The sequence below is a fragment of the Streptosporangium sp. NPDC051022 genome (assembly GCF_040683035.1).
GTDB lineage: Bacteria > Actinomycetota > Actinomycetes > Streptosporangiales > Streptosporangiaceae > Streptosporangium.
On record NZ_JBFBCF010000034.1, the window covers coordinates 69,565 to 90,280 of the forward strand.

Here is a 20,716-nt window from a genome sequence, read left to right on the forward strand (position 1 = left end):
CCGGAAAACACCCCCGAAAGCGCTATGTCAGATCCGGCCAGTATTTCGGCGGAGCCGTGGCCGGGTCCACGACACGCAGGCGGCCGGCCGGGGTCGGATCGATGCCACGCAAGGTCACCAGGCGTTGCCCATCCGCGTCCGCCAGGAGAGCCAGAGTGGCGGGCAGCCCGGCGGCGACCGTGGCGATCGCGAGACCGATCCCCGTCAGACCGGGGTGCTTGTGCGGATACTCGATCCGATGCAGTCCGGAGGCGGCGATCGCCTCGACTTCCCTGGGGCGCTGCATCTGCCGGGCGTCGTTGGTCAGGATGGCCTGAAACCCCTCGGCCGCAGCCTGCGGATAGAGCTTCTCGTCCCGGGTTCCAGACCAGCGGTCGAGATTGAGGAGATGGACGATCTCGTGTCCCAGAACAAAGGCGGCGATGGCCTGATGCAGCGGCCTGGACACGTTCTCATCCAGCAGCAGCCTCACGCGGCTCCCTGGGGGGATCGTAACTGTCAACGTAATCGGCGAAATCGGCGGCGTCCAGGGCCGCCGTGGCGGTGACACTCGGATAGAAGTCGGAGATCCGCTCCGGGGGGACCCCGTCTCGGAGCAAGGCCGCGACCTCGCCATAAGGGACACGAGTGCCTTCGATGACGGGAACCCCGCCGCGAACGGCCGGATCCACCGTCACATGCGCGCGAGGTTGCAGCAACGGCGGGATGTGCCTGCCGTCGCGGTAGAACGGCTGCAGGACGTCCTGCATCTCGTGGATGACCACGTTGGCCCTCTTGCGCACCAGATCGACTGCCTGATCAGGCCCGGCCAGATAGATGCTGCTGCCGTCGGCGACCAGCGTGTACGACGAGAGGTGGTCCTGTTCTCGCAGATCCTCACGGAGTGTGTCGAGCGCCCGCCTGATCTTCTGCAGTGAGGCGTCCTTGCGCAGCTTGACGCAGGTCCTCAGCGCCACCACATCACGGAAGGAGTACAGGACGGGCCGGGTGCTGGAGATCTCCGGGATCAGCACCGCGCCACGACTCGCGCCGGCCTTACGCCAGTGTGCGAGCTGGCGAAGCGTGGCACCCGACAGCGCCGCGGCCAGCTTCGGGTCGTACGTCATCGCCTCGCCCCTCTCGCACCTCGTCATTCGGCCTCGCGCCCAGCCATCATCGCAAATCTCTCCTGGCCGGTCAGGAATTACACGGCGTTCCGCTTCACTAGCCGAATGTTCACCCGGGACACACCATCCCATCGCGGATGTTCGCCACGGAGGGGATGAAGACCTGCGCCGACCTGCCGGTCTCCTCCGGTACGGGCGTTGCCGGGCGGCGTCCCAGACGCGCAGTACGACCGCCTCCTCGGCCTGGTACAGGTCCATCCAGATGCGATCCGGGCTCGCCAGGGCGGTTGTCTCCAGCGCGGCGAGGGATGCGGCGTGCGCCTTGATGGCGTTGGAGACCAGTTCGGAGACGACGAGCTGGGCCGTCTCGACCAGATCGTCCCGCCGCCAGCCCTCCAGCACGCGCTGGACGTGTACGCGGGCGTAGTAGGGCGAGGTGGGGAAGACGGAGAGTTCCAGATAGTGCTCTCTGACGCTGACACCGGTCATTTCTCCCTCGATCCTGCTCGGCATGTCGGGCACAGGACCGGCACCGCTCGCAGCCGGGGAAGCGCTCCCTCATGGGTGGCGAGGGCGCGGCGCCGGTCCTGTGAGGGCACGACCGGGAAACGGCAGGGGGCTGCCGCCGATCGTGCCGCTTGCGCCGGACGGACACCCGACAGGGGGTGGACCGCGTCGGGAGGGAAGGTCGTCCGCCCGGCCGTCTGGGGAAATCACACGTTCCGCCTTCCAGGGAAGAACCGACCTGGAAGGCTTTACGTTGAGAGCATGCATCATCACACTGAGTAAATGCAATGCAGGCTTTTACACTGCCCGCATAATCCAGAAAGGCGTTATAGATGCAGGAGAGAGGCGGTATGGGCGAAATCGAATCCCTGTCACCGGCCAGGCGCCAACCACCCACGGTACGTCTGCGTCGTCTGGCGGCAGAACTACGCCGCCTTCGCGAGGAGGCCGGACTCTCCCAGGCCGAGGTGAGCGAGAAAACCGACATCAACCTCGCCACGCTTCACCGAATAGAGACGGCCAAGACCAAACCGCAACTCCGGACGCTCAATGCCCTGCTCGACGTTTACAGCGCCACCGGCAGCCGCCGTACCGCTCTGGTGAAACTCCAGAAGGAGGCCAAACAGCGAGGCTGGCTCCACGGCTTCGAAGCCGATCTTCCCGGGCAGTACAGCGCCTACATCGGCCTGGAAGCCGAAGCACAGCAGGCCATCAACTACGAGTCGCTGTTCATCCCCGGCCTGCTGCAGACCGAGGACTACGCGCGGGCGGTGATCCGGGGAGTACGGCCGACCACCACTGACGACGAAGTCGAGACCCGCGTCGCCGCCCGGCTACAGCGGCAGGCCCTCCTGGAAGGCGACACACCCCTCCGGCTGTGGGCGATCCTGGACCAGGCGGCCCTGTCACGAACGGTCGGCAGCGACACCATCATGCGTGACCAGCTCACCCATCTCGTCCAGCAGACCAAGCGCCCGCACATCACCCTTCAGGTCATCCCGTTCTCCGCCGGAGCCCACTCAGGTATGCCCGGCAGCTTCATCGTCCTGAAATTCGGCACGGACGACCCCGACGTGATCCACATTGACAGCATGGCCGGCGGTCTGTTTCTTGAGAAAGAAGCGGATATCCAGCGATACAACCACATTTGCGAGCATCTTCGCGCGGTGGCGCTCAGCCCGAACGACTCGGCCGCACTCATCGCCTCCCTGCGCGAAGACCGCTAGCGGGAGGAACAGAATGCAGCAGCCCAACCCCTCCGATGGGCACTGGCGCAAGAGCAGCCTCAGCGCCGACGGCCCGAGCTGCGTCGAAGTGGCCTTCGTCGACGACGCCGTCGCCGTCCGCGACACCAAGAACCGCCAAGGCGGCACCCTCACGTTCCACCGTGACACCTGGACGGCCTTCGTCAGCGACATCAAGCAAGGCGGCTTCGACGATCTCGCACTTCGGTGACATTTTAAGATCACGAGTGGATCCGTGCCGGTGGCGGCGTCGACGAACGGTGGTCCGATGACGGCGTCCCCGGTGGTCCGGGGAAGTCGCCGATGGTCCGGGGAAACGGGCGGTTCCCCGGACAGGGAAACGAACGGTCCGGGGTCGCAGGGTGGGTCAGGGTTCGGCGGGGCGGGGGGTGCGGGGTTCCTCGTCGTCGGCCTCGTCGACGGCGCGGAACAGCTCGGCCCGGACGTCCTGGATGTTCGGGATGTCGCGCAGCGTGACGTGGCCCTGCTCGCCCGCTGACTCGACGTTGAGGGTGCCGCTGCCCAGCATCCGCTCGAACAGGGTCTGGTCGGCGCTGACCGTGTTGACCTTGCTCATCGGGATGTCCTCGCTGGACTTGTTCAGCACTCCCAGGCTGATCGTGAGCCGGTGCGAGGTGAGCACGTACGAGGTGTTCTTCCACTGCAGGTACGGCACGAAGGACCACACGGTCAGCAGGCCGACGGCGATCACCGCCACCGCGATGCGCGCGTAGGAGTCGTATTCGAAGGCTGGCATGAGGAAGATCGCGGCGCTCGACGCGACGATGATGACGAGCAGCGCGAGGAACGGTACGACGAGGCGCTTCCAGTGGGGGTGGAACGCGCGGATGCGCAGCTCCCCCTCCGCCAGGTGGTGATCAGGCAGACCCATGGGGCAAATCGTGGCATGCCCGCACGCCTCGCGTCACGAGGCGTGCGGACGAACGTGCACGACATCGCCCGCACTCAGGGTGTACTGCCGTCCCTTGGACTCGACGAGCAGGTGGCCGGAGGCGTCGATGCCGGTCGCCGAGCCGGTGAGCACCCGCTCGCCCGGCAGCTCGACCCGGACCTCGCGGCCGACGGTCGCGCTGACCCCCAGGTAGGCGGCCCGCAGCCCGCACGCGTCGGCGTCGCCGTCCGCCTCGGACCACTCACGGTAGTGGGTCTCTATCTCCCGCAGTATCGCCCTGATGAGCGGGTCGCGGTCGACGCAGGCGGCCTCCTCGATGGCCAGCGAGGTGGCGGTCGCCACGGGCAGCTCGTCGGGGCGGACGCTCACGTTGAGGCCGACGCCCACGACGACCGCGCTGTCCACCCGCTCGGCGAGCACTCCGGCGAGCTTGCGCTCCCCGACCAGCAGGTCGTTCGGCCATTTCAGCCGGGCGTCGACCTCGGCGATCTTGCGTATGGCCGACGCGGCGGCCAGGCCCACGAGCAGCGGCAGCCAGCCCTGCAGGGTGGGGGACGGCTCTGGACGCAGGAGCACCGAGAACGTCAGCCCCGAGCGGGGCGGCGCGCTCCAGGTGCGACCGAGCCTGCCGCGGCCGGCGAACTGCGCCTCGGCGATGAGCACGGCTCCCTGCCTGGCACCGTCGCGCGCGGCCTGCGCCAGGTCGGCGTTGGTCGAGCCTGTCTTACCGACGACGGTGATGTCCGACCACAGGCCGCCGGGGCGGACCAGGGCACGGGTGAGCGCCGCCTGGGACAGCGGCGGGCGGTCGAGATCGGTGAAGGGCGAGTCGAGCACTTATCCATCTTCCCGCCCCAGGCGACCGCCTGTTACCGAATTAGGGCAATGAGCAGGGAATACTGGGAAGGTGGGTGACAGCGGTGGTGAGACGGTGCATGTGTGGGAACGTGGGCGGGCCGCGCGGCGCCCGGGGCCGAGCACCAGGACCCGGGTCACGGAGGTCTCCGGCGGCGTCGTCCGGGACCGCCGCGACGACCTGGCCACCGAGGAGCCGCTGGAGATCCGGGTCCAGGCGGGCGGTGCGCGCCGTACGGTCGCGATCACCATGCGGACGCCCGGCGCCGACTTCGAGCTCGCCGCCGGGTTCCTGCACGGCGAGGGGCTGGCCTCCGCCGGGGAGATCGCGTCCATCGCCTACTGCACCGACGACGACGTGCCGCCGGAGGCGCGTTACAACACGGTGACGGTACGGCTGCGCGGCCCCCTGCCCGACCTGCCCTCCCTCGAGCGGCACTTCGTGACCTCCAGCGCCTGCGGCGTCTGCGGCACCGCCAGCCTCGACGCCCTGCGCGGCCGGTGCGCCCCGCTGCCCTTCGGCGACGGCCCCCGGGTCTCCCCCGAGACCCTGTACGGCCTGCCGCACCGCCTCAGGAAGGCCCAGGGCGTGTTCGGCAAGACCGGGGGACTGCACGCGGCCGGGCTGTTCACCCCGGACGGCGAGCTGGTGGCGCTCCGCGAGGACGTGGGACGGCACAACGCGCTGGACAAGCTGGTCGGCTGGGCCCTGATGAACGGGATGCCGCCGCTGGGCGGCCACATCCTGTTGGTCAGCGGGCGCAGCAGCTACGAGATCCTGCAGAAGGCGCTGACCGCCGGGATCCCGGTCGTGTGCGCGGTCTCCGCCCCGTCCTCCCTGGCCGTCGACCTGGCCAGGGAGTTCGGGATGACGCTGGTCGGGTTCCTGCGCGAGGAACGCTTCAACCTCTACTCGGGCGCGGAACGGGTGACCGGCTGACCGGTCAGCCGGTGTTCTGCAGGCCCGCGGCGACGCCGTTGACCGACAGCAGCAGCAGCGTGGACAGCCGTTCGCGCTCCTCCTCCGACAGGGTGTCGTCGGAGCGCAGCGCGGACAGGGCGCGCAGTTGCAGGTGCGACAGCGCGTCCACGTACGGATCGCGGAGCTGGACCGCGCGCGAGAGCACCCTGCGGTTCTCCAGCAGGCGGCTGTGGCCGGTGATCTCCAGCACCAGGCGGCGCGTGAGGTCGTACTCCCGCAGCACCTGGTCGACGAAGTCGTCCCTGCCGCCCAGTGCGAGGTAGCGGGCGGCGATGTCCCGGTCGGTCTTGGCCAGCGACATCTCCACGTTGTCCAGCAGCGAGGCGAACAGCGGCCACTCGCGGTAGGCGGCGCGCAGCTCGTCGATGCCCGTCTCGGAGATCACCGCCTCCAGGCCGCTGCCCAGGCCGTACCAGCCGGGCAGGTTGACGCGGGTCTGCGCCCAGGCGAACACCCACGGGATGGCCCGCAGGTCGTCCAGGGACCGGGGCGCGCCCAGGCCCCGCCTGGCCGGGCGGGAGCCCAGACGCAGCGAGCCGATCTCCTCCAGCGGACTGACCAGCGAGAACCACTCGGGGAAGCCGGGCGCCTCGGTCAGCGACCGGTAGGCCTTCTCCGAGGCGGAGGCCACCTGCTGGGCCACGGCGCGGAAGCGTCCGGCGGCCTCGGCCGTACGGGCCTCGATGGTCGGGGTGGAGGCCAGCAGCACCGCCGAGGTGACCTGCTCCATGTGGCGGCGGGCGATGGCCCCGTGGCCGTAGCGGGCGAAGATGACCTCGCCCTGCTCGGTGACCTTGAACCTGCCGCCGACCGAACCGGGGGCCTGGGCGAGCACGGCCCGGTTCGCCGGGCCGCCGCCCCGGCCCAGGGCACCGCCCCGGCCGTGGAACAGCGTCAGCCGCACGTCGTGCTCGGCGGCCCAGGCGGTCAGCGCCTCCTGCGCCTCGTAGAGCTTCAGGGTCGCGGCGGCCGGGCCGAGCTCCTTGGCGGAGTCGGAGTAGCCGAGCATGACCTCAAGACGGCGGCCGTTGGCGGCGAGCCTCTCCTGGATGCCGGGAATGGCGAGCATCCCCGTCAGCACCGCCGGGGCGTTGGCCAGGTCGGCGCCCGACTCGAACAGCGGGACCACGTCGAGCTTGGGAGCCCGCGCGCCGAGCGCGTGCTCGGCCAGGGCGTAGACCGCGGCGATGTCGTCGGCGGACCGGGTGAAGGAGACGACGTAGCGGGAGCAGGCGGCGGTGCCGAACCGCTCCTGGATCCAGCTGATCGTCCTGATGGTCGCCAGGACCTCGTCGGTGCGCTCCGAGCTCCGTCCCGCGGTCAGCTCGGCCAGCGCCTCGGCGTGGACCTGCGAGTGCTGGCGCACCTCCAGCTCGGCCAGGTGGAAACCGAACGTCTCCACCTGCCAGATGAGGTTCTGCAACTCGCCGTACGCCTGCCGGGGCGCCCCGGCGGCGACCAGCGAGTCCTGGGTGAGCCGCAGGTCGGCCAGGAGCTCGTCGGGCGAGCGGTAGGCCAGGTCGAGACCGCGCTGCCGGGTCGCCCCGATCCGGGCGGCGACGAACAGCAGCCACTGCCGGTGCGGCTCCTGCGGCGAGCGGGTCGCCATCTCCGAGACCAGGTCGGGATGGTCGGTCTCGGCGGTGGCGAGCGCCGCCCTGAGCTGCGGCGAGGCGGGAACGTACGAGTCGGTCAGCGTGAGGGCCCGGCCGATCCTGAGGGTGGCGTTCTCCAGCGCGATCAGCACGTGCTCGGACTGGATGAGCAGGGCGTCCCTGGTCACCTTGGCGGTGACGTTGGGGTTGCCGTCGCGGTCGCCGCCGATCCAGCTGCCGTAGCGGATGAAGGGGCGGGCCAGCGGCTCGCGGATCCCGGCGCCCTCGCCGAGCGCGGCGTCCAGCGAGCGGTAGACCAGCGGAATCACCCGGAACAGGGTCTCGTCGAAGGCCGCCATGGCGGTGCGGACCTCGTCGAGCGGGTCGAGCTTGGTCGCCCTGAGATGGGCGGTCCGCCACAGCAGGTCGATCTCCTCCAGCAGCCGCCGCCGGGTCTCGGCCTGTTCGGCCGCGCCCCGCTCCGGGCTGTTGTAGGCGGCGAGCCTGCCGCTGATCCGCTGGATCGTGGTGACCACCGCGCGTCTGCGGGCCTCGGTCGGGTGCGCGGTCAGCACCGGGTGCAGCCGCAGCCCCTCGACCAGTTCCGTGACGCGTTCGCCGCCCAGTTCCTGGACGGCCTGCGCTATGGACTCCGGCAGCGGTTCCTCGCCGGTGTCGCGCACCCGGAGGATGCGGATCCGGAAGTGCTCCTCGGCGAGGTTGGCCAGATGGAAGTAGCAGGTGAAGGCACGGGCGATCTGCACCGCCCGGTCGACGGGCCATTCGGCGACCATCGCGGTGATCTCGTCGCCCGAGACCTGCCCGCGGCGGGCCGCGATGACGGCCTTGCGAAGGCGCTCGACATCGGCGAGCAGGTCATCGCCTCCGTACTCGGCGATCACCTGCCCCAGGAGCCCACCGAGCAGCCGCACATCCGCGCGCAACTCGTCGGGCATCTCGGTGACAGCGGATGAACGTTCTGCTGGGGTGTTCGCGGTAGCGGACATATTTGTCAGCGTAGTCAGTCCGTTTTTCCGAGCGGATACCGGTCTCACCTATTGGACTAGACCAATCAGCCACCCTGCGAGACGGCCCCCACGAGCTCGGGATACCTGCGGAAACCGATGTTCCCGGCCATCCTGCGGCCCGCCCACGAGACCAGCAGGCCGTACGGCACCGCCAGCACGCAGACCCAGGTCAGGCCCAGCAGAACCGGCACCACGATGGGCAGCGCCAGCAGGCCTCCGCCGACCATCGCGCCGAACGAGGCGACGAAGGCGATGCCGCCCTGTCCCGGCGCCGCCCCGGTGAAGGCGTTGAGCCGATCGGGCACCGTGTACGGCACCAGCACGCTCGTCATGGCCCCTATCCCGAGGCCGACGCCGAGGACGCCCCAGGCGATGAGCGCGACGGGGACGGCCCACAGGAGGTCGCCCGCGAGCACGGCCGCCAGTACGGCCAGCAGGCCCAGCAGCGGGGTGGCGATCGTCGCGACGGCCAGGTGCCGCCCGGCCAGGTCGGTCCGCCAGTCGCGGGCCGTGCCGTAGATAACGGAGTTCATCCACAGCGAGCGGCCGTCGATGCCGAAGGAGTTGGCCGACTGCAGCCCGATCATCACCGCGCCCAGGCAGGCGGGGCCGACGGCCTGGGCGATGCCCGGGGGGCTCTCGCCGCGGCTCAGGGAGAAGGCCATGACGCCGGTGACCGCGACGGAGGCGAACCAGCCGACCCGGCCCCTGGGGTCGCGGCGGGCGTACTTCAGCTCCTTGGTCGCGACGGCGGCGAGCGGGCCGTCGGGCAGCACCCGGGCCAGCAGGCCCCTGGAGTTCCGGACCGAGGCGCCCTCAGTCGAGGCGTCGCTGGTGACCAGCGCCCGGCGCAGCGCCGCGATCCAGAGACGGCCGACCACGACGACCAGGACGGCCAGGAAGGCCAGTTCGGCGACCGCGACCGGGCCGCCGTCCGCGATGGCGTGCGCGGCCATGCCCGGCGGGGTCCAGCGCAGCACCGCGGCGATGCGGTGCAGCAGCTCCAGCGGGTCGCCGATGCCGCCGCCGTTGAGCAGCAGGTTGGGCAGCTGTCCGGCCACGATGAAGAAGATCACCGAGATGGCGAGCACGTCGCGGCCCCTGCGGGTGCGCAGGACGCCGGACAGGGACGTGGTGACCAGGCGTGAGGTGACGACGCAGAGCGCGAACTGCAGGAGCACCGCGACGACGCCCAGGAGCACGCCGCCGACCCCGCTCGCCAGGCCGACGATCGCGCCGAACATGACGAGGAGCGTGGCGATCGGCCAGACTCCTGTGACGGAGGTGGCGAACATCCCGGCCGCGAGCTGGCCGGTCCGCAGCGGGAACAGCGCCAGGCGCGACGGGTCGAGCGTGTCGTCCAGGCCGAAGGCCAGCAGCGGTCCGACGGCCCAGCTCACCAGGAAGACGGTGAACAGCACGATTCCGATGTCGGCCGCGATGTCGTCCGGCGCCAGCCGCAGCGAGGACAGGCTGAGGAAGCCGAAGGCCGCCACGGCGAGGGCGGCGATCACGGTGAAGACGAAACCGGCCAGGCGCACGCCGTTGCCGCGCAGGTTGCCGGCGATGAGGCGGAGCTTGAGCCGTACGAAGATCCAGGGACCGACCCTGACCGCGCCCTCCTGGGCGGGGCCGTCGGCGACGACCGGGTCCCGGCCGTTCAGGCCGAGGTCGCGCCCAGCCATGACAGCCCCTCCTCTCCACCGGTGCCGTGTCCGGCGGCGCCGACCAGGCCGAGGAACGCCTCGTTGAGGCTCTGTCCGGCGCGGACCTGGTCCAGCGGGCCCTGCGCGACGATCTGGCCCCGGCTCATCACCGAGACCCAGTCGCACAGGCGCTCGACGAGGTCCATGACGTGGCTGGAGAAGACGACGGTCGCCCCCGACGCGGTGTAGCGCCGCAGCACCTCGGTCAGCGTGTTGGCGCTGACCGGGTCCACCCCCTCGAACGGCTCGTCCAGGAAGAGCACCCGGGGGTTGTGCAGCAGCGCGGCGGCCAGGCCTATCTTCTTGCGCATGCCCGTCGAGTAGTCGACGACGAGCTTGTCGGCCGACTCCGTCAGGTCCATGACCCGCAGCAGTCCTTCCGCCCGCTGTTCGATCTCGGCCTTGGGGATGCCTCTGAGCTGGCCGTTGTAGAGCAGCAGCTCACGCCCCGACAGGCGCTCGAACAGGCGCAGCCCCTCGGGGAGCACGCCGATGCGGGCCTTGACCGCGACCGGGTCGCGCCAGACGTCGAGGCCGTCGATGTGGATGGCGCCCCCGTCCGGGCGGAGCAGGCCGGTGACCATGCTGAGGGTGGTCGTCTTACCCGCGCCGTTCGGGCCGACCAGCCCGGCGAAGCTGCCGCGGGGCACGACCAGGTCGACCCCTCCGACGGCCACCTGCTGACCGAACCTCTTGAAAAGCCGCTGTGTCCGTACCGCCTCGACGATGTCCGTCATGACTCCCACTTTGCCAGAAGTGCCCGCTTGACGAGTGTTGCTCCCGGTACGGGGCCCCCGCTCACCGGGCCTGGAAGGCCTGTCCGGCCCGGGCCGGACAGGTCCCGGACGGGCCCCGGACAGGTCCCGGACGGACCCCGGAAAAGGTCTCCCAGCCGCGTTCCTGCCAGACGGGACCCAGCGGGGTTCTCCCCCGGGCAGAGGGTTACTCTGCTGAAAACGAGCGGGGAACACGCCCGCGCCCGGGACGGAGGGCGCCGCGAGGGCGTCCGCCGCACCCCGCTCGCCCGCCCCGTCCCCAGTGCAGACCGAGCGAGGAGTGGTGAAGGACCCGATGAGCGCCGAGCCGACAGCCCCCGGGATTGACATCCACACCACCGCGGGCAAGCTCGCCGACCTGGAACGCCGCCTGCACGAGGCGGCCCACGCCGGTTCGGCACGCGCGGTGGAGAAGCAGCACGCCAAGGGCAAGATGACGGCCAGGGAGCGGGTCCTGGCGTTTCTCGACGAGGGCAGCTTCGTGGAGTTCGACGAGCTGGCCAGGCACCGCTCGACGAGTTTCGGCCTGGAGCGGGAGCGGCCGTACGGCGACGGCGTGGTGACCGGTTACGGCACGGTCGACGACCGCCCCGTGGCGGTGTTCGCCCAGGACTTCACCGTGTTCGGCGGGTCGCTGGGCGAGGTCTTCGGCGAGAAGATCGTCAAGGTCATGGACCACGCGCTGAAGACCGGCTGCCCGGTGATCGGCATCAACGACTCCGGCGGCGCGCGCATCCAGGAGGGGGTCGTCTCCCTCGGCCTGTACGCCGAGATCTTCAAGCGGAACGTGCACGCCTCCGGCGTGATCCCGCAGATCTCCCTGATCATGGGCCCGTGCGCGGGCGGCGCGGTCTACTCCCCCGCGCTGACCGACTTCGTGCTGATGGTCTCGGAGAAGTCGCACATGTTCATCACCGGGCCCGACGTCATCAAGACCGTCACCGGCGAGGAGGTGACGTTCGAGGAACTCGGCGGCGCGCACACGCACAACTCCCGGTCGGGCGTCGCGCACTACGAGGCGGCCGACGAGGCCGACTGCCTGGAGTTCGCCAGGGCGCTGCTGTCCTACCTGCCCTCCAACAACCTGGACGAGGCCCCGGTGCTCGACACCGACACGGTGCTGGAGGCCACGCCCGAGGACCTGGAGCTGGACACCCTCATCCCCGACTCGGCCAACCAGCCGTACGACATGCACACGGTGCTCGAACACGTGCTGGACGACGGCGAGTTCCTGGAGGTGCACGCGAAGTTCGCGCCGAACATCCTCGTGGGGTTCGGCCGGGTCGAGGGACGTTCCGTGGGGATCGTCGCCAACCAGCCGATGAGTTTCGCGGGCACGCTGGACATCGCGGCCTCGGAGAAAGCCGCAAGGTTTGTCCGTACTTGCGATGCCTTTAACATTCCTGTTCTGACATTTGTAGATGTGCCGGGATTCCTGCCGGGAACCGATCAGGAATGGAACGGGATCATCCGCCGCGGCGCCAAGCTGCTGTACGCCTACGCCGAGGCGACCGTGCCGCTGGTCACGGTGATCACCCGCAAGGCGTACGGCGGCGCCTACGACGTCATGGGCTCCAAGCACCTCGGCGCCGACATCAACCTGGCCTGGCCGACCGCGCAGATCGCGGTGATGGGCGCCCAGGGCGCGGTCAACATCCTCTACCGGCGTGAGCTGGCCGCGGCCGACGACTCGGACGCCGAGCGGGCCCGGTTCGTCGGCGAGTACGAGGACACCCTCGCCAACCCGTATCTCGCCGCCGAACGCGGGTATGTAGATGCCGTGATCCGCCCCTCAGACACCCGGGTCCAGATCGTCAAGGCGCTTCGCACCCTGCGCAACAAGCGCATGACCCTGCCCCCCAAGAAGCATGGGAACATCCCGCTATGACACACCTGAAGATCGTTCATGGGGACGCGACCCAGGAGGAGATCGCCGCACTGGTGGTCGCGCTCGCCACCCGACCGGTTTCGACGGCGAAAGCACCACCAAAGCATGAAAATTGGCGTGATCCCGCACAGCGCATGCGAAAGCCACTGCCAGTCGGACAAGGTGCCTGGAGATCGAGCGGCCTGCCTCGATAGATCCCCGGAACAGGGTGTCAAGTTGCACGAGACTTGGGACTATCTAAGAAATGGGCGCATATAGTCAGCCCGATCAGTGAGTTCCGAGGCCTGGAGGACGACATGACCATCCTGGACCTCACATCCCATCCCGTCGCCGCGAAGTACGCCGTCCTGGTGGACGTCGGTTACCTCTACGCGGCGGCGGGAGAGGTGCTTCTCGGCGCCAAGGAGCGCAAGGAGTACCGCGTCGCGGCCGACGAACTCATCCAGGCACTCCAGAAACACGCCGAGGCCCGCATCCACGGCGAGTTGCTGCGGATCTACTGGTACGACGCCGCCCGCGACCGGGTGCCGACCGTGGACCAGCGCGTCATCGCCCAGCTCCCCTGGGTCAAGGTCCGCCTGGGCAACCTCAACGCGCGAGGGCAGCAGAAGGGCGTGGACGCGCAGATCAGGAGCGACCTGGAGGCGCTGGCCAGGCACCACGCGGTCAGCGACACGATCCTGCTGGCCGGGGACGAGGACATGGTCCCCGCCGTCGAGGCCGCCCAGGCCTACGGCGTGCGCATCCACCTGTGGGGCGTCGAACCGCCGTACGGCACCAACCAGGCCGAGCGCCTCGTCTGGGAGTCCGACACCGTCGAGATCATCAGTGCCGACTTCCTCCGGTCCTACTTCAGCCGCGCGCCCGTCCCCGTCCCGGTCGCCCCGGCCACGCCCTCTCCCGCGCAGGTCTTCGCCGGCCGTACTCCCGCCGTGGCCAAACCGAAGGCCCCTGTCGGCCAGGTCACCAAGCTCGGCCCGAGCCGCCCCCGGGTCGAGGAGGTCGGCGAGCACGTGGCCCAGAAGTGGATCCTCACCCGGGGCCGCGACAACATCCGCGACCTGCTTCCCGGCCCGATCCTGCCCACGGTGATCGACACCGAGCTGCTGATCGAGGCCGAGAAGGAACTGGGCCACTCGTTGCGCCCCTACCCCGAGGCCAGGGTCTGGCTGCGCGACGGCTTCTGGGCCCGCGTCTACCGCGAGTTCGAGATCGGGGTCGGCGTCTCCTCCAAGTGAGGGACGCCCCCCGAGGGTGAGCGACCGGATGACGTTCAGGTCCGATTCCCGCCAGTCGTACCGTCTGTGCTGCGAATATCGTTGTTCACGTGTCCGCCGTAGAACTTGACTTCGACTCATGTTATCGCGCGGTGACCGCCCGGGACGCCCGGTTCGACGGGCGGTTCTACACCGCGGTCACCTCGACCCACATCTACTGCAGGCCCATCTGCCCGGCCCGCACGCCCGCCTCACGGAACGTGCGCTTCTACCGTCACGCCGCCGCCGCCGAGGCGGCCGGATTCCGGCCGTGCAAACGGTGCCGCCCCGAGCTCAGCCCCGGGGACCCCGGCTGGAACCACCGCGGCGACCTGATCGGCCGGGCCCTGCGGCTGATCGACGAGGGCGTCGCCGACGACGGCGGGATCCCGAGGCTGGCCGGGCGCCTGCACATCACCGAACGGCACCTGCACCGGCTGTTCACCGCCGAGATCGGCGTCGGGCCGCTGGCCGTGGCCAGGACCAAACGGCTGCTGCTGGCCAAGCAGCTGCTGACCGAGACCGCGCTGTCGATCACCGACGTGGCGTTCGCGTCGGGGTTCGGGAGCGTGCGGCAGTTCAACGCGACCATGAAGGAGACGTACGGCTTCACCCCGGGCGAGCTGCGGGCCACGGCGGGCAGGGCGGGCGGGACGGTGGCCGACGGCTCGCTGACGCTGCGGCTGCACCGGCGCGAGCCGTACGACTCGGTGACGCTGCTGCGCTTCCTGCGCTCCCGGGCGATCCCCGGGCTGGAGGAGGTCGGCGAGACGACCTACCGCCGCGCCGTCCCCGGCGGGACGATCGCCCTCACCCCCGTGCCCGGTCACGTCCGGCTGGAGGTGAACCTCGACGACACCCGCCACCTGGCCCGCGTCGTCGCCCGCTGCCGCCGCCTGCTCGATCTCGACGCCGACCCCGATTCCATCGCCGTCGCGTTCGGGGAGACCTCCCTCGCGCCGCTCGTCGCCGCCCGGCCCGGGCTGCGGGTGCCCGGTGCCTGGGACGGGTTCGAGGTGGCCGTCCGCGCCGTGGTCGGCCAGCAGATCTCCGTCGCGGGCGCCCGTACGATCCTGGGCAGGATCACCGCCAGGGCCGGTCGCCCGACCGGCGGCGAGGGGCTGAGCCACCTGTTCCCCACCGCCGGGGAGCTGCTGGAGGCCGACCTCGACGGGCTGGGGCTGACCGGACGGCGGGTCACGACGCTCCGGGCGCTCGCCCGCGGGGTCGCCGACGGTGACATCGACCTGGACGGCGCGCAGGAGCCGTCGCACACCGTGACCCGGCTGCTGGAGGTCCCGGGCATCGGCCCGTGGACGGCGAGCTACATCGCGCTCAGGGCGCTGCGCGACCCCGACGCCTGGCCCGAGGGGGACCTCGGACTGCGGCGGGTCATGGCGTGCCTGGGCATTCCCGACGACCACATCGAGCGGTGGCGGCCCTGGCGGGCCTACGCCGCGCTGCACCTTTGGAGCTCCGAATGACCGACGCAAGATCCGAGATCCACACCGGGACCCGCACCGGGCCCCTCACGGAGTCCCACACCGGGACCCGCACCGGGCCCCTCACGGAGTCCCACGCCGGACCCCCCACCGGGACCCTCACCGAACCCCACACCGAGCCCCGCACCGGGACCCGCACCGCGCAGGGCCGGGGCGCCCCCGTGGAAGCGCAGGTCCTGCCCACACCCACCGGCCCGCTGGCGCTGCTCGCCCACGAGGGGGTCATCGTCGCCGCCGGCTTCACCGCCGACCCCCGGGAGATGTTCGTCCGGCTGCCGTCCCACCTCCAGGCCCTCGGCCTGGTCCCGGTCGACGACCTGGGGCACCCGGCGCGGGCCGTACGGGACTATCTGGACGGCGACCTCAAGGCCCTCGACGAGGTCGAGCTGACCCAGCCGGGCACGCCGAAGCGGCAGCGGCTGCTCAAGGCGCTGCGCGAGGTCCCACCGGGCGTCACGATCAGCTACGCCGAGCTGGCCGAGCGGGCGGGGCTGCCGAGGACGGCGGCCAGGGCGGCCGGGGGCGCGTGCGCGCAGAACCTGATCGCGCCGTTCGTCCCGTGCCACCGCATCCTGCCCTCCGGCGGCGGCTTCGGCGGCTACTACTACGGCACCCCGGTCAAACGGTGGCTGCTCGTCCACGAGAAGGCCATCCCCCAGACCACCCTGCTCTGACAGCACGGAGGGAAGCGAACGTCTCCCCGGCCCCTCCGGTCCACCTCCGGAGAGCTCCCCGGCACCTCCGGAGAGCTCCCCGGCGCCGGTACGGCGAGCGGACGGTCACGAACACGGTGAAGGCGAGCGGTCGCCGGACTAGTCGTCTCCGCGGACGGTGCTCTGTACCTCCCCCACCGGGACGTCGCGGGTGGCGCTCGCCTGGATCGGGTCGTAGGCGACGTCCGCCACGTTCACCGCCACGGTCCAGACCGAGGTGACGGTCATCGTGTAGACGTCGCGCGTCTGGTCGGCGGAGGCGCGCAGGTAACGCACGCCGCAGACGAACCCGGCCCCCTTGGCGTACGGCTTGCCCCCCGGGCCGCAGTTCTCCTTGACCTCGGCCCGGTCGGCGGTGGTGCCCGACTTGATCTTCAGGTCCCCGAGCGTGGCCGTCACGGTCGCGCTCATGACCCCGGGGAGCGTCGCGGTCACCGACCTGGTGGTCTGCCCCACGTCGTCCAGCCAGACCCAGGTCGGCAGGTTGACGTAGCTCTTGACGTCCGGATTGAGCTTGATCTTCGGCTCGGGCACGGTCAGCGCGGCCCTGGCGATGTCGGCGAGCTCACGGGTCGTGATCCCGGAGGGCGGGGTCGTGTTGGGCGGCACGAACACGAAGGGCTGCAGCCCCGCCAGGCAGGACAGCGCGTTGGGGTCGGCCGCGTTGTATCCCCGCGTCCACCAGCGCCCCTCCTGGCCGACCTTCTCCTCGAACTGCTTGAGGGAGTCGAGGTGCCTGCGCCATTCGAGCTCGGGGATCCACGTGGGCTTGGAGTTCTGCTGTTCCTTCAGCATGTCGGCGGCGTTCTTGCCGGGCTCGTACCAGCACGGCCGCCTGACACGGTAGCCGTCGCTCCTGCCGCTGAGGCCGGTCCCGGTGATGACGATCTGGGAGTCCTTCAGGATCACCCCGGCCGTCCTTCCCTCCTGGAAACCCTGGCCCGACGTCCCTCCCGGATCGACGGAGGCGAGCGTCAGCAGTCCCGCAACGATCACTTTTCCGATCATCGAAGACATCCCTTCGCACGTTCACTGGGCAGTTCGGCGTTTCTGAGCAGCGTGACCCGCCAGACCCCGTTGTCGCCCCGGCGCATCCCCGCGGCCTGCAGGAAGGGCTCACGGGTCCACACGGGCTGTCTGGGGACCGGCTCACCCGTCGCCGAGTCGAGCAGGCGCATCCCGGACTCGTCGAGGCACGCGTCCAGCTGCGCTCCCGGGCCGTCGGCCGAGCTGACGTTCAGCGCGTACAGCCGGGCGGTGCCCCGTACCGACCGCCGCTGCTCCAGGAACTCCTGCACCCACGCGTTCGCGTCCCCGACCGCCTCGCCCTCGACGGTGTCGAGGTAGCCGACGTCCCGGCCGCCGGTGACGACGGCCCTGAACGTCCCGGCCAGGTGGTCGCGGAAGACGCCGATCATCGCGGCGGTGTCCGGGGCGGGCGACGCGGGCCACTCGACCTCCAGCCGCACGCCGGGCGCGACCTCGACCGTCTCCGTCCTCGGCGTGGACGCGCCGGCGTCCCCCGGGGGAGCCGACGGGTCCGCGCGGCCCTCCCGGTCCGGCGGATCCGTCCGGTCCGGTGGGGCCGCCCGGTTCGACGGGTCCGCGGCCAGGTCGCCGGGGACGAACGGGCGCTCGGGCGGCGTGGAGCAGCCCGCGAGCCCGGCGGTGAGTCCGGCGGTGAGGAGGGCCAGGGCCAGGGCCGTCCCGGCGCGCGTGCCGCTCATGCCGACGGGGCCGAGCGCATCCGCCACGAGGGCAGCAGCTCGTCGATCAGGGCCTCGGTCTCCGGGGCCATCCCGCCGCCGCCCGGCTGGGCGGCGGCCCGCCTGTGCAGGGCCTCGACCACGGTCCGCAGCCTGGCCGGATCACCGGTGAGGTGCGTGGCCCGCAGCAGGTCGCGCCAGAGTCCCTCGTCGTCGGCGGCCAGCAGCAGCCCGGAGCGGACCGCGGCGACGGCCTGCCCGGCGTCCCCCTCCGCCAGCCGTATCTCGCAGAGCCGGTGGGCGGCGTCCGCGACGGCGGCGGCCACGTCGTACTCCAGGTCGTCGGCGGCCAGCCAGGCGTAGCGGCCGCGCGGGCGGGCGGCCAGCAGCGGGCCTCGCACCAGGTTCAGGGCCCGCTCGAGAAGCACGGCGTGCACGGCCGAGTCCGTGTGGGAGCGGCGGACCAGGTCCCTGAAGACCATCCAGTCCGTCCGCACCTCGGGGCCGAGGCGGAACCTGCCCGACTCGTCGGCGTGGAGGTTGGGGCGTCCGGCGCTGTCGGTGCCCAGCCACGCCACGACCCTGGCGATGGTCGCGTCCCTGACCGCCGCCTGCACACCGCGTGGCCAGAGGATGCCGCCGAGCACGACCGGGTGGACGCCGCCCGGGTGGGTGGCCAGGTAGACGAGGAGCTCGACGGCCAGCGCGGCCCGCCCCTCCTCCATCGGCTCCGGCCCGGAGATCTCGGCGGGACCGAGGATCCGTACCTCGATCGAGGGCGTCTGCGGGACCGGCTCGGGCCGGTCGGTCACCGCCTCCCCGTCGAGCCGCTCGGCCGTGTGGAACAGGTCGATCAGGGCCCGGTAGTGGCGGCGGGGCAGGAGCTGGGCGTCCACCTCGAAGCCGAGCGCGTCGAGGGTGGCCTTGCCGTCCTCGGAGATCTCCCAGTTCCAGGTGGCGTGCGGGACGTCACCGGCCACGACGTATCCGGCGGCGGTCCGGGTGCCCTTCCTGGCGAGCACCGCCAGGCGGCGCCCCTCCTCGGCGCTCGGCGTGACCGCCGACAGCACGTAGTGCGGCGGCCAGATCGGGTCGGCGGCACGCCCGTGGATCCGTCCCGTCAGCACCTCGCCGCCGTGACCGCGCTCGTCGGCCCTGGCCTCCAGCTCGGGCAGGATCTCCTCGAGGCCGCCCACGTGCCTGATCCGGTCGGGGGCGATCACGGTCAGCTCCTCGCCGAACCCGACGAGCGTCAGGGTCATCCGGTCCGACCAGCGGTTGGTGGCCAGTTCCACGGCGAGCGCGGCGAGCGCCGCCGTGGTCTGGGGCCCCTTGAGGCTGATGAGCCCGTGCGCCGCCTCCAGGTCGACGAGCACGCGCCCCTCGCCGTTGGACCCCACCGAGACCAGGCCGGGGTACGGCGCGGGCGCCTCCGACAGCGCCCGCTCGTCGAGCATCCTGCCCTCGTGCGCGGGCAGCCGCCAGACCTGGCCGCCGTCGTGCGCCGTCCAGGGCTCGGGGGCGTCGGGGTCCGGAGGATGGATCCACAGGTCGAGGCTCTGCGCGGACAGGTGCGCGGCGTAGATCGTGGGCGGCACGCGCTTCCGCTCCGCCAGGGACCTGCCGAGCAGGCGCAGCCCGATGTCCAGCATCCGGCTGCCCGGGGCGTCGGCGCCGAGTCTGAGCGCGACCTCCGCCTGGGCCGCGTCGTCCCGCGGCCGGGCGATCCTGCGTCCGAACGCCCGGTGCCACAGCTGCTGCCTGCGCCTGCGCCCGAGGGCCGCCAGCAGGCCCGCGGCCGCCAGCGAGGCGCCCGCCAGGTAGTCGAGCAGCACGAGCCCCGACTCCTGCCCCGACTCCTGCCCCGGCTCCTGGCCGGCGTTCCGCTCGGTGCCGCGCTGCTCGGTGTCGCGTCCGGCCGTGCCGTACGGGTCGCGCTTGGCGCCGTCGGCCGCCTCGCCCCGCGGGTTCCGGGAGACCTGGCCGGACTCCTCACGGGTTCCGGCCCTGTGCCGCGAGCTGTCGTCGGTCCGGACCGAGGTGTCCGGGGGGAGGGCGACGTCGGGGCGCGACTCGTCGGGCAGGTCCGCGCGGCCCGGGGTGAAGGTCTGGGTGTGGCCGTCGAGATCGGAGGGCTTGCCCGGATGGTCCTTCAGGATCTCGTCGCGGGGCTCGGAGGCCGGGACGATGTGCACGTTCCTCGCGTCGTCCGGCATGTCCAGCACCCAGCCGGGCCTGATCAGGTCGGCCATGTGCAGGCGGCTGCCGTCGGGCTGTTCCTTGTGCTGGTTGAGGCGGTAGATCTCCGGATAGCGCCGCCCGTCGCCGAGACACTTCTCCGCGATCTCCCACAGGCTCTCGTGGTGACGTCCGTGCGGCGGCTGCACCACGTAGACCTTCTTGGCCTTCGCGACCGGCACCAGCGGGGCCCGTTCCTCGACGATCGGGGTCGCCATCGCGGCCGCGGCGGTGGCCGGGCGGGCGACCGGCGGGGCGGAGGACCTCGCGATCGGCACGACCACCGCCGAGACGGTGAACAGCAGCAGGACGGCCGAGACCAGCCGGTTGGCCAGCGCCTGGGTACCGCCGGACAGCGGGACCCTGGCCGGCATGCCGACCCTGCGCAGCCCCGCGTAGATCTCGACGATCACGCAGACGGTCAGCTGCAGCCAGGCGAGCCAGACCAGCAGCACGAGGATCGCGATGACGGTGCTCGTGCCGACCTGGCTGGTCAGCAGGTTCAGGTTGAGCAGCTCGGGAGAGAGCGGCGGCCCGGCCAGCCGGAGCAGCGCGTAGGGGACCCCGCCGATCAGCGCGACGAGCACGACCAGCGCGCCGAGGCCGGCGACCAGATCGCCCGCCGTCCGTTTCGGCTTTATGCGCATGGGCTGTCGCGTGGGCATGCGTCTCCTTCCTCGTCTAGGTTCGTCATCCTTGGT

Annotated in this window: 18 protein-coding genes; 8 read left to right on the forward strand and 10 right to left on the reverse strand. The window is 71.1% G+C overall.

Annotated elements, in window-relative coordinates:
* Positions 1-22 precede the first annotated feature (22 nt).
* Complete coding sequence (locus tag AB0N02_RS38335) at positions 23-472, reverse strand: hypothetical protein (protein ID WP_363957301.1); 450 nt, start codon at positions 470-472, stop codon at positions 23-25.
* The gene (locus tag AB0N02_RS38340) at positions 453-1,595 is read right to left on the reverse strand and encodes a DUF433 domain-containing protein (RefSeq protein WP_363957304.1); all 1,143 of its coding nucleotides are present in this window, start codon (positions 1,593-1,595) and stop codon (positions 453-455) included. Before AB0N02_RS38340 ends, AB0N02_RS38335 begins: the two co-directional genes overlap by 20 nt.
* Positions 1,596-1,963: 368 nt before the next feature.
* On the opposite strand from AB0N02_RS38340, the gene AB0N02_RS38345 reads away from it, so the two are divergent.
* Together AB0N02_RS38345 and AB0N02_RS38350 are read left to right on the forward strand one after the other, a co-directional pair.
* Entirely contained in the window at positions 1,964-2,839 is an 876-nt protein-coding gene (locus tag AB0N02_RS38345; protein ID WP_363957307.1) for a helix-turn-helix transcriptional regulator, read from the forward strand.
* Between the two features lie 13 nt (positions 2,840-2,852).
* Positions 2,853-3,068, forward strand: coding sequence for a DUF397 domain-containing protein (locus AB0N02_RS38350; protein WP_363957310.1), 216 nt, complete (start codon positions 2,853-2,855; stop codon positions 3,066-3,068).
* A gap of 156 nt (positions 3,069-3,224) precedes the next feature.
* Here the strand turns inward: AB0N02_RS38350 and AB0N02_RS38355 are convergent, their stop codons facing one another.
* Positions 3,225-3,749: a PH domain-containing protein gene (locus AB0N02_RS38355; RefSeq protein WP_363957313.1), complete on the reverse strand. Its 525-nt coding sequence runs from the start codon at positions 3,747-3,749 to the stop codon at positions 3,225-3,227.
* Between the two features lie 33 nt (positions 3,750-3,782).
* Positions 3,783-4,607: a biotin--[acetyl-CoA-carboxylase] ligase gene (locus tag AB0N02_RS38360; RefSeq protein WP_363957316.1), complete on the reverse strand. Its 825-nt coding sequence runs from the start codon at positions 4,605-4,607 to the stop codon at positions 3,783-3,785.
* Between the two features lie 70 nt (positions 4,608-4,677).
* Between AB0N02_RS38360 and fdhD the strand changes: the two genes are divergently transcribed.
* Complete coding sequence (gene fdhD, locus AB0N02_RS38365; protein WP_363957320.1) at positions 4,678-5,565, forward strand: formate dehydrogenase accessory sulfurtransferase FdhD; 888 nt, start codon at positions 4,678-4,680, stop codon at positions 5,563-5,565.
* 4 nt (positions 5,566-5,569) lie between these two features.
* Here fdhD and AB0N02_RS38370 read toward each other — a convergent pair whose 3' ends face one another.
* The 3 genes from AB0N02_RS38370 to AB0N02_RS38380 all read right to left on the reverse strand — a co-directional run bounded on the left by AB0N02_RS38370 (position 5,570) and on the right by AB0N02_RS38380 (position 10,673).
* Positions 5,570-8,209: a phosphoenolpyruvate carboxylase gene (locus tag AB0N02_RS38370; RefSeq protein WP_363957323.1), complete on the reverse strand. Its 2,640-nt coding sequence runs from the start codon at positions 8,207-8,209 to the stop codon at positions 5,570-5,572.
* Between the two features lie 65 nt (positions 8,210-8,274).
* On the reverse strand, positions 8,275-9,915 hold the full coding sequence (locus tag AB0N02_RS38375; RefSeq protein ID WP_363957326.1) for a hypothetical protein: 1,641 nt from the start codon (positions 9,913-9,915) through the stop codon (positions 8,275-8,277).
* Positions 9,891-10,673 carry an ABC transporter ATP-binding protein gene (locus tag AB0N02_RS38380; protein WP_363957329.1) on the reverse strand — a complete coding sequence of 261 codons (783 nt, stop codon included), beginning with the start codon at positions 10,671-10,673 and terminating at the stop codon, positions 9,891-9,893. The genes AB0N02_RS38375 and AB0N02_RS38380 overlap by 25 nt, the downstream gene beginning before the upstream one ends.
* A gap of 334 nt (positions 10,674-11,007) precedes the next feature.
* On the opposite strand from AB0N02_RS38380, the gene AB0N02_RS38385 reads away from it, so the two are divergent.
* The 5 genes from AB0N02_RS38385 to AB0N02_RS38405 all read left to right on the forward strand — a co-directional run bounded on the left by AB0N02_RS38385 (position 11,008) and on the right by AB0N02_RS38405 (position 16,032).
* Positions 11,008-12,600 (forward strand): acyl-CoA carboxylase subunit beta, encoded by a 1,593-nt coding sequence (locus AB0N02_RS38385; RefSeq protein ID WP_363957400.1) that lies wholly within the window; start codon positions 11,008-11,010, stop codon positions 12,598-12,600.
* Entirely contained in the window at positions 12,597-12,794 is a 198-nt protein-coding gene (locus AB0N02_RS38390; protein ID WP_363957332.1) for an acyl-CoA carboxylase subunit epsilon, read from the forward strand. The genes AB0N02_RS38385 and AB0N02_RS38390 overlap by 4 nt, the downstream gene beginning before the upstream one ends.
* A 102-nt stretch (positions 12,795-12,896) precedes the next feature.
* Complete coding sequence (locus AB0N02_RS38395) at positions 12,897-13,838, forward strand: NYN domain-containing protein (RefSeq protein ID WP_363957335.1); 942 nt, start codon at positions 12,897-12,899, stop codon at positions 13,836-13,838.
* A gap of 89 nt (positions 13,839-13,927) precedes the next feature.
* Positions 13,928-15,340 (forward strand): AlkA N-terminal domain-containing protein, encoded by a 1,413-nt coding sequence (locus tag AB0N02_RS38400; RefSeq protein ID WP_363957338.1) that lies wholly within the window; start codon positions 13,928-13,930, stop codon positions 15,338-15,340.
* Positions 15,337-16,032, forward strand: coding sequence for a methylated-DNA--[protein]-cysteine S-methyltransferase (locus AB0N02_RS38405; protein ID WP_363957341.1), 696 nt, complete (start codon positions 15,337-15,339; stop codon positions 16,030-16,032). Before AB0N02_RS38400 ends, AB0N02_RS38405 begins: the two co-directional genes overlap by 4 nt.
* Before the next feature lie 138 nt (positions 16,033-16,170).
* Here AB0N02_RS38405 and AB0N02_RS38410 read toward each other — a convergent pair whose 3' ends face one another.
* Genes AB0N02_RS38410 through AB0N02_RS38420 form a run of 3 tightly spaced genes read right to left on the reverse strand, consistent with a single transcriptional unit; the run spans position 16,171 to position 20,680 of the window.
* Positions 16,171-17,079: a hypothetical protein gene (locus AB0N02_RS38410; RefSeq protein WP_363957344.1), complete on the reverse strand. Its 909-nt coding sequence runs from the start codon at positions 17,077-17,079 to the stop codon at positions 16,171-16,173.
* Positions 17,076-17,798, reverse strand: coding sequence for a hypothetical protein (locus AB0N02_RS38415; protein WP_363957347.1), 723 nt, complete (start codon positions 17,796-17,798; stop codon positions 17,076-17,078). Before AB0N02_RS38415 ends, AB0N02_RS38410 begins: the two co-directional genes overlap by 4 nt.
* Complete coding sequence (locus tag AB0N02_RS38420; RefSeq protein WP_363957350.1) at positions 17,795-20,680, reverse strand: hypothetical protein; 2,886 nt, start codon at positions 20,678-20,680, stop codon at positions 17,795-17,797. The genes AB0N02_RS38415 and AB0N02_RS38420 overlap by 4 nt, the downstream gene beginning before the upstream one ends.
* Between the last annotated feature and the right edge of the window lie 36 nt (positions 20,681-20,716).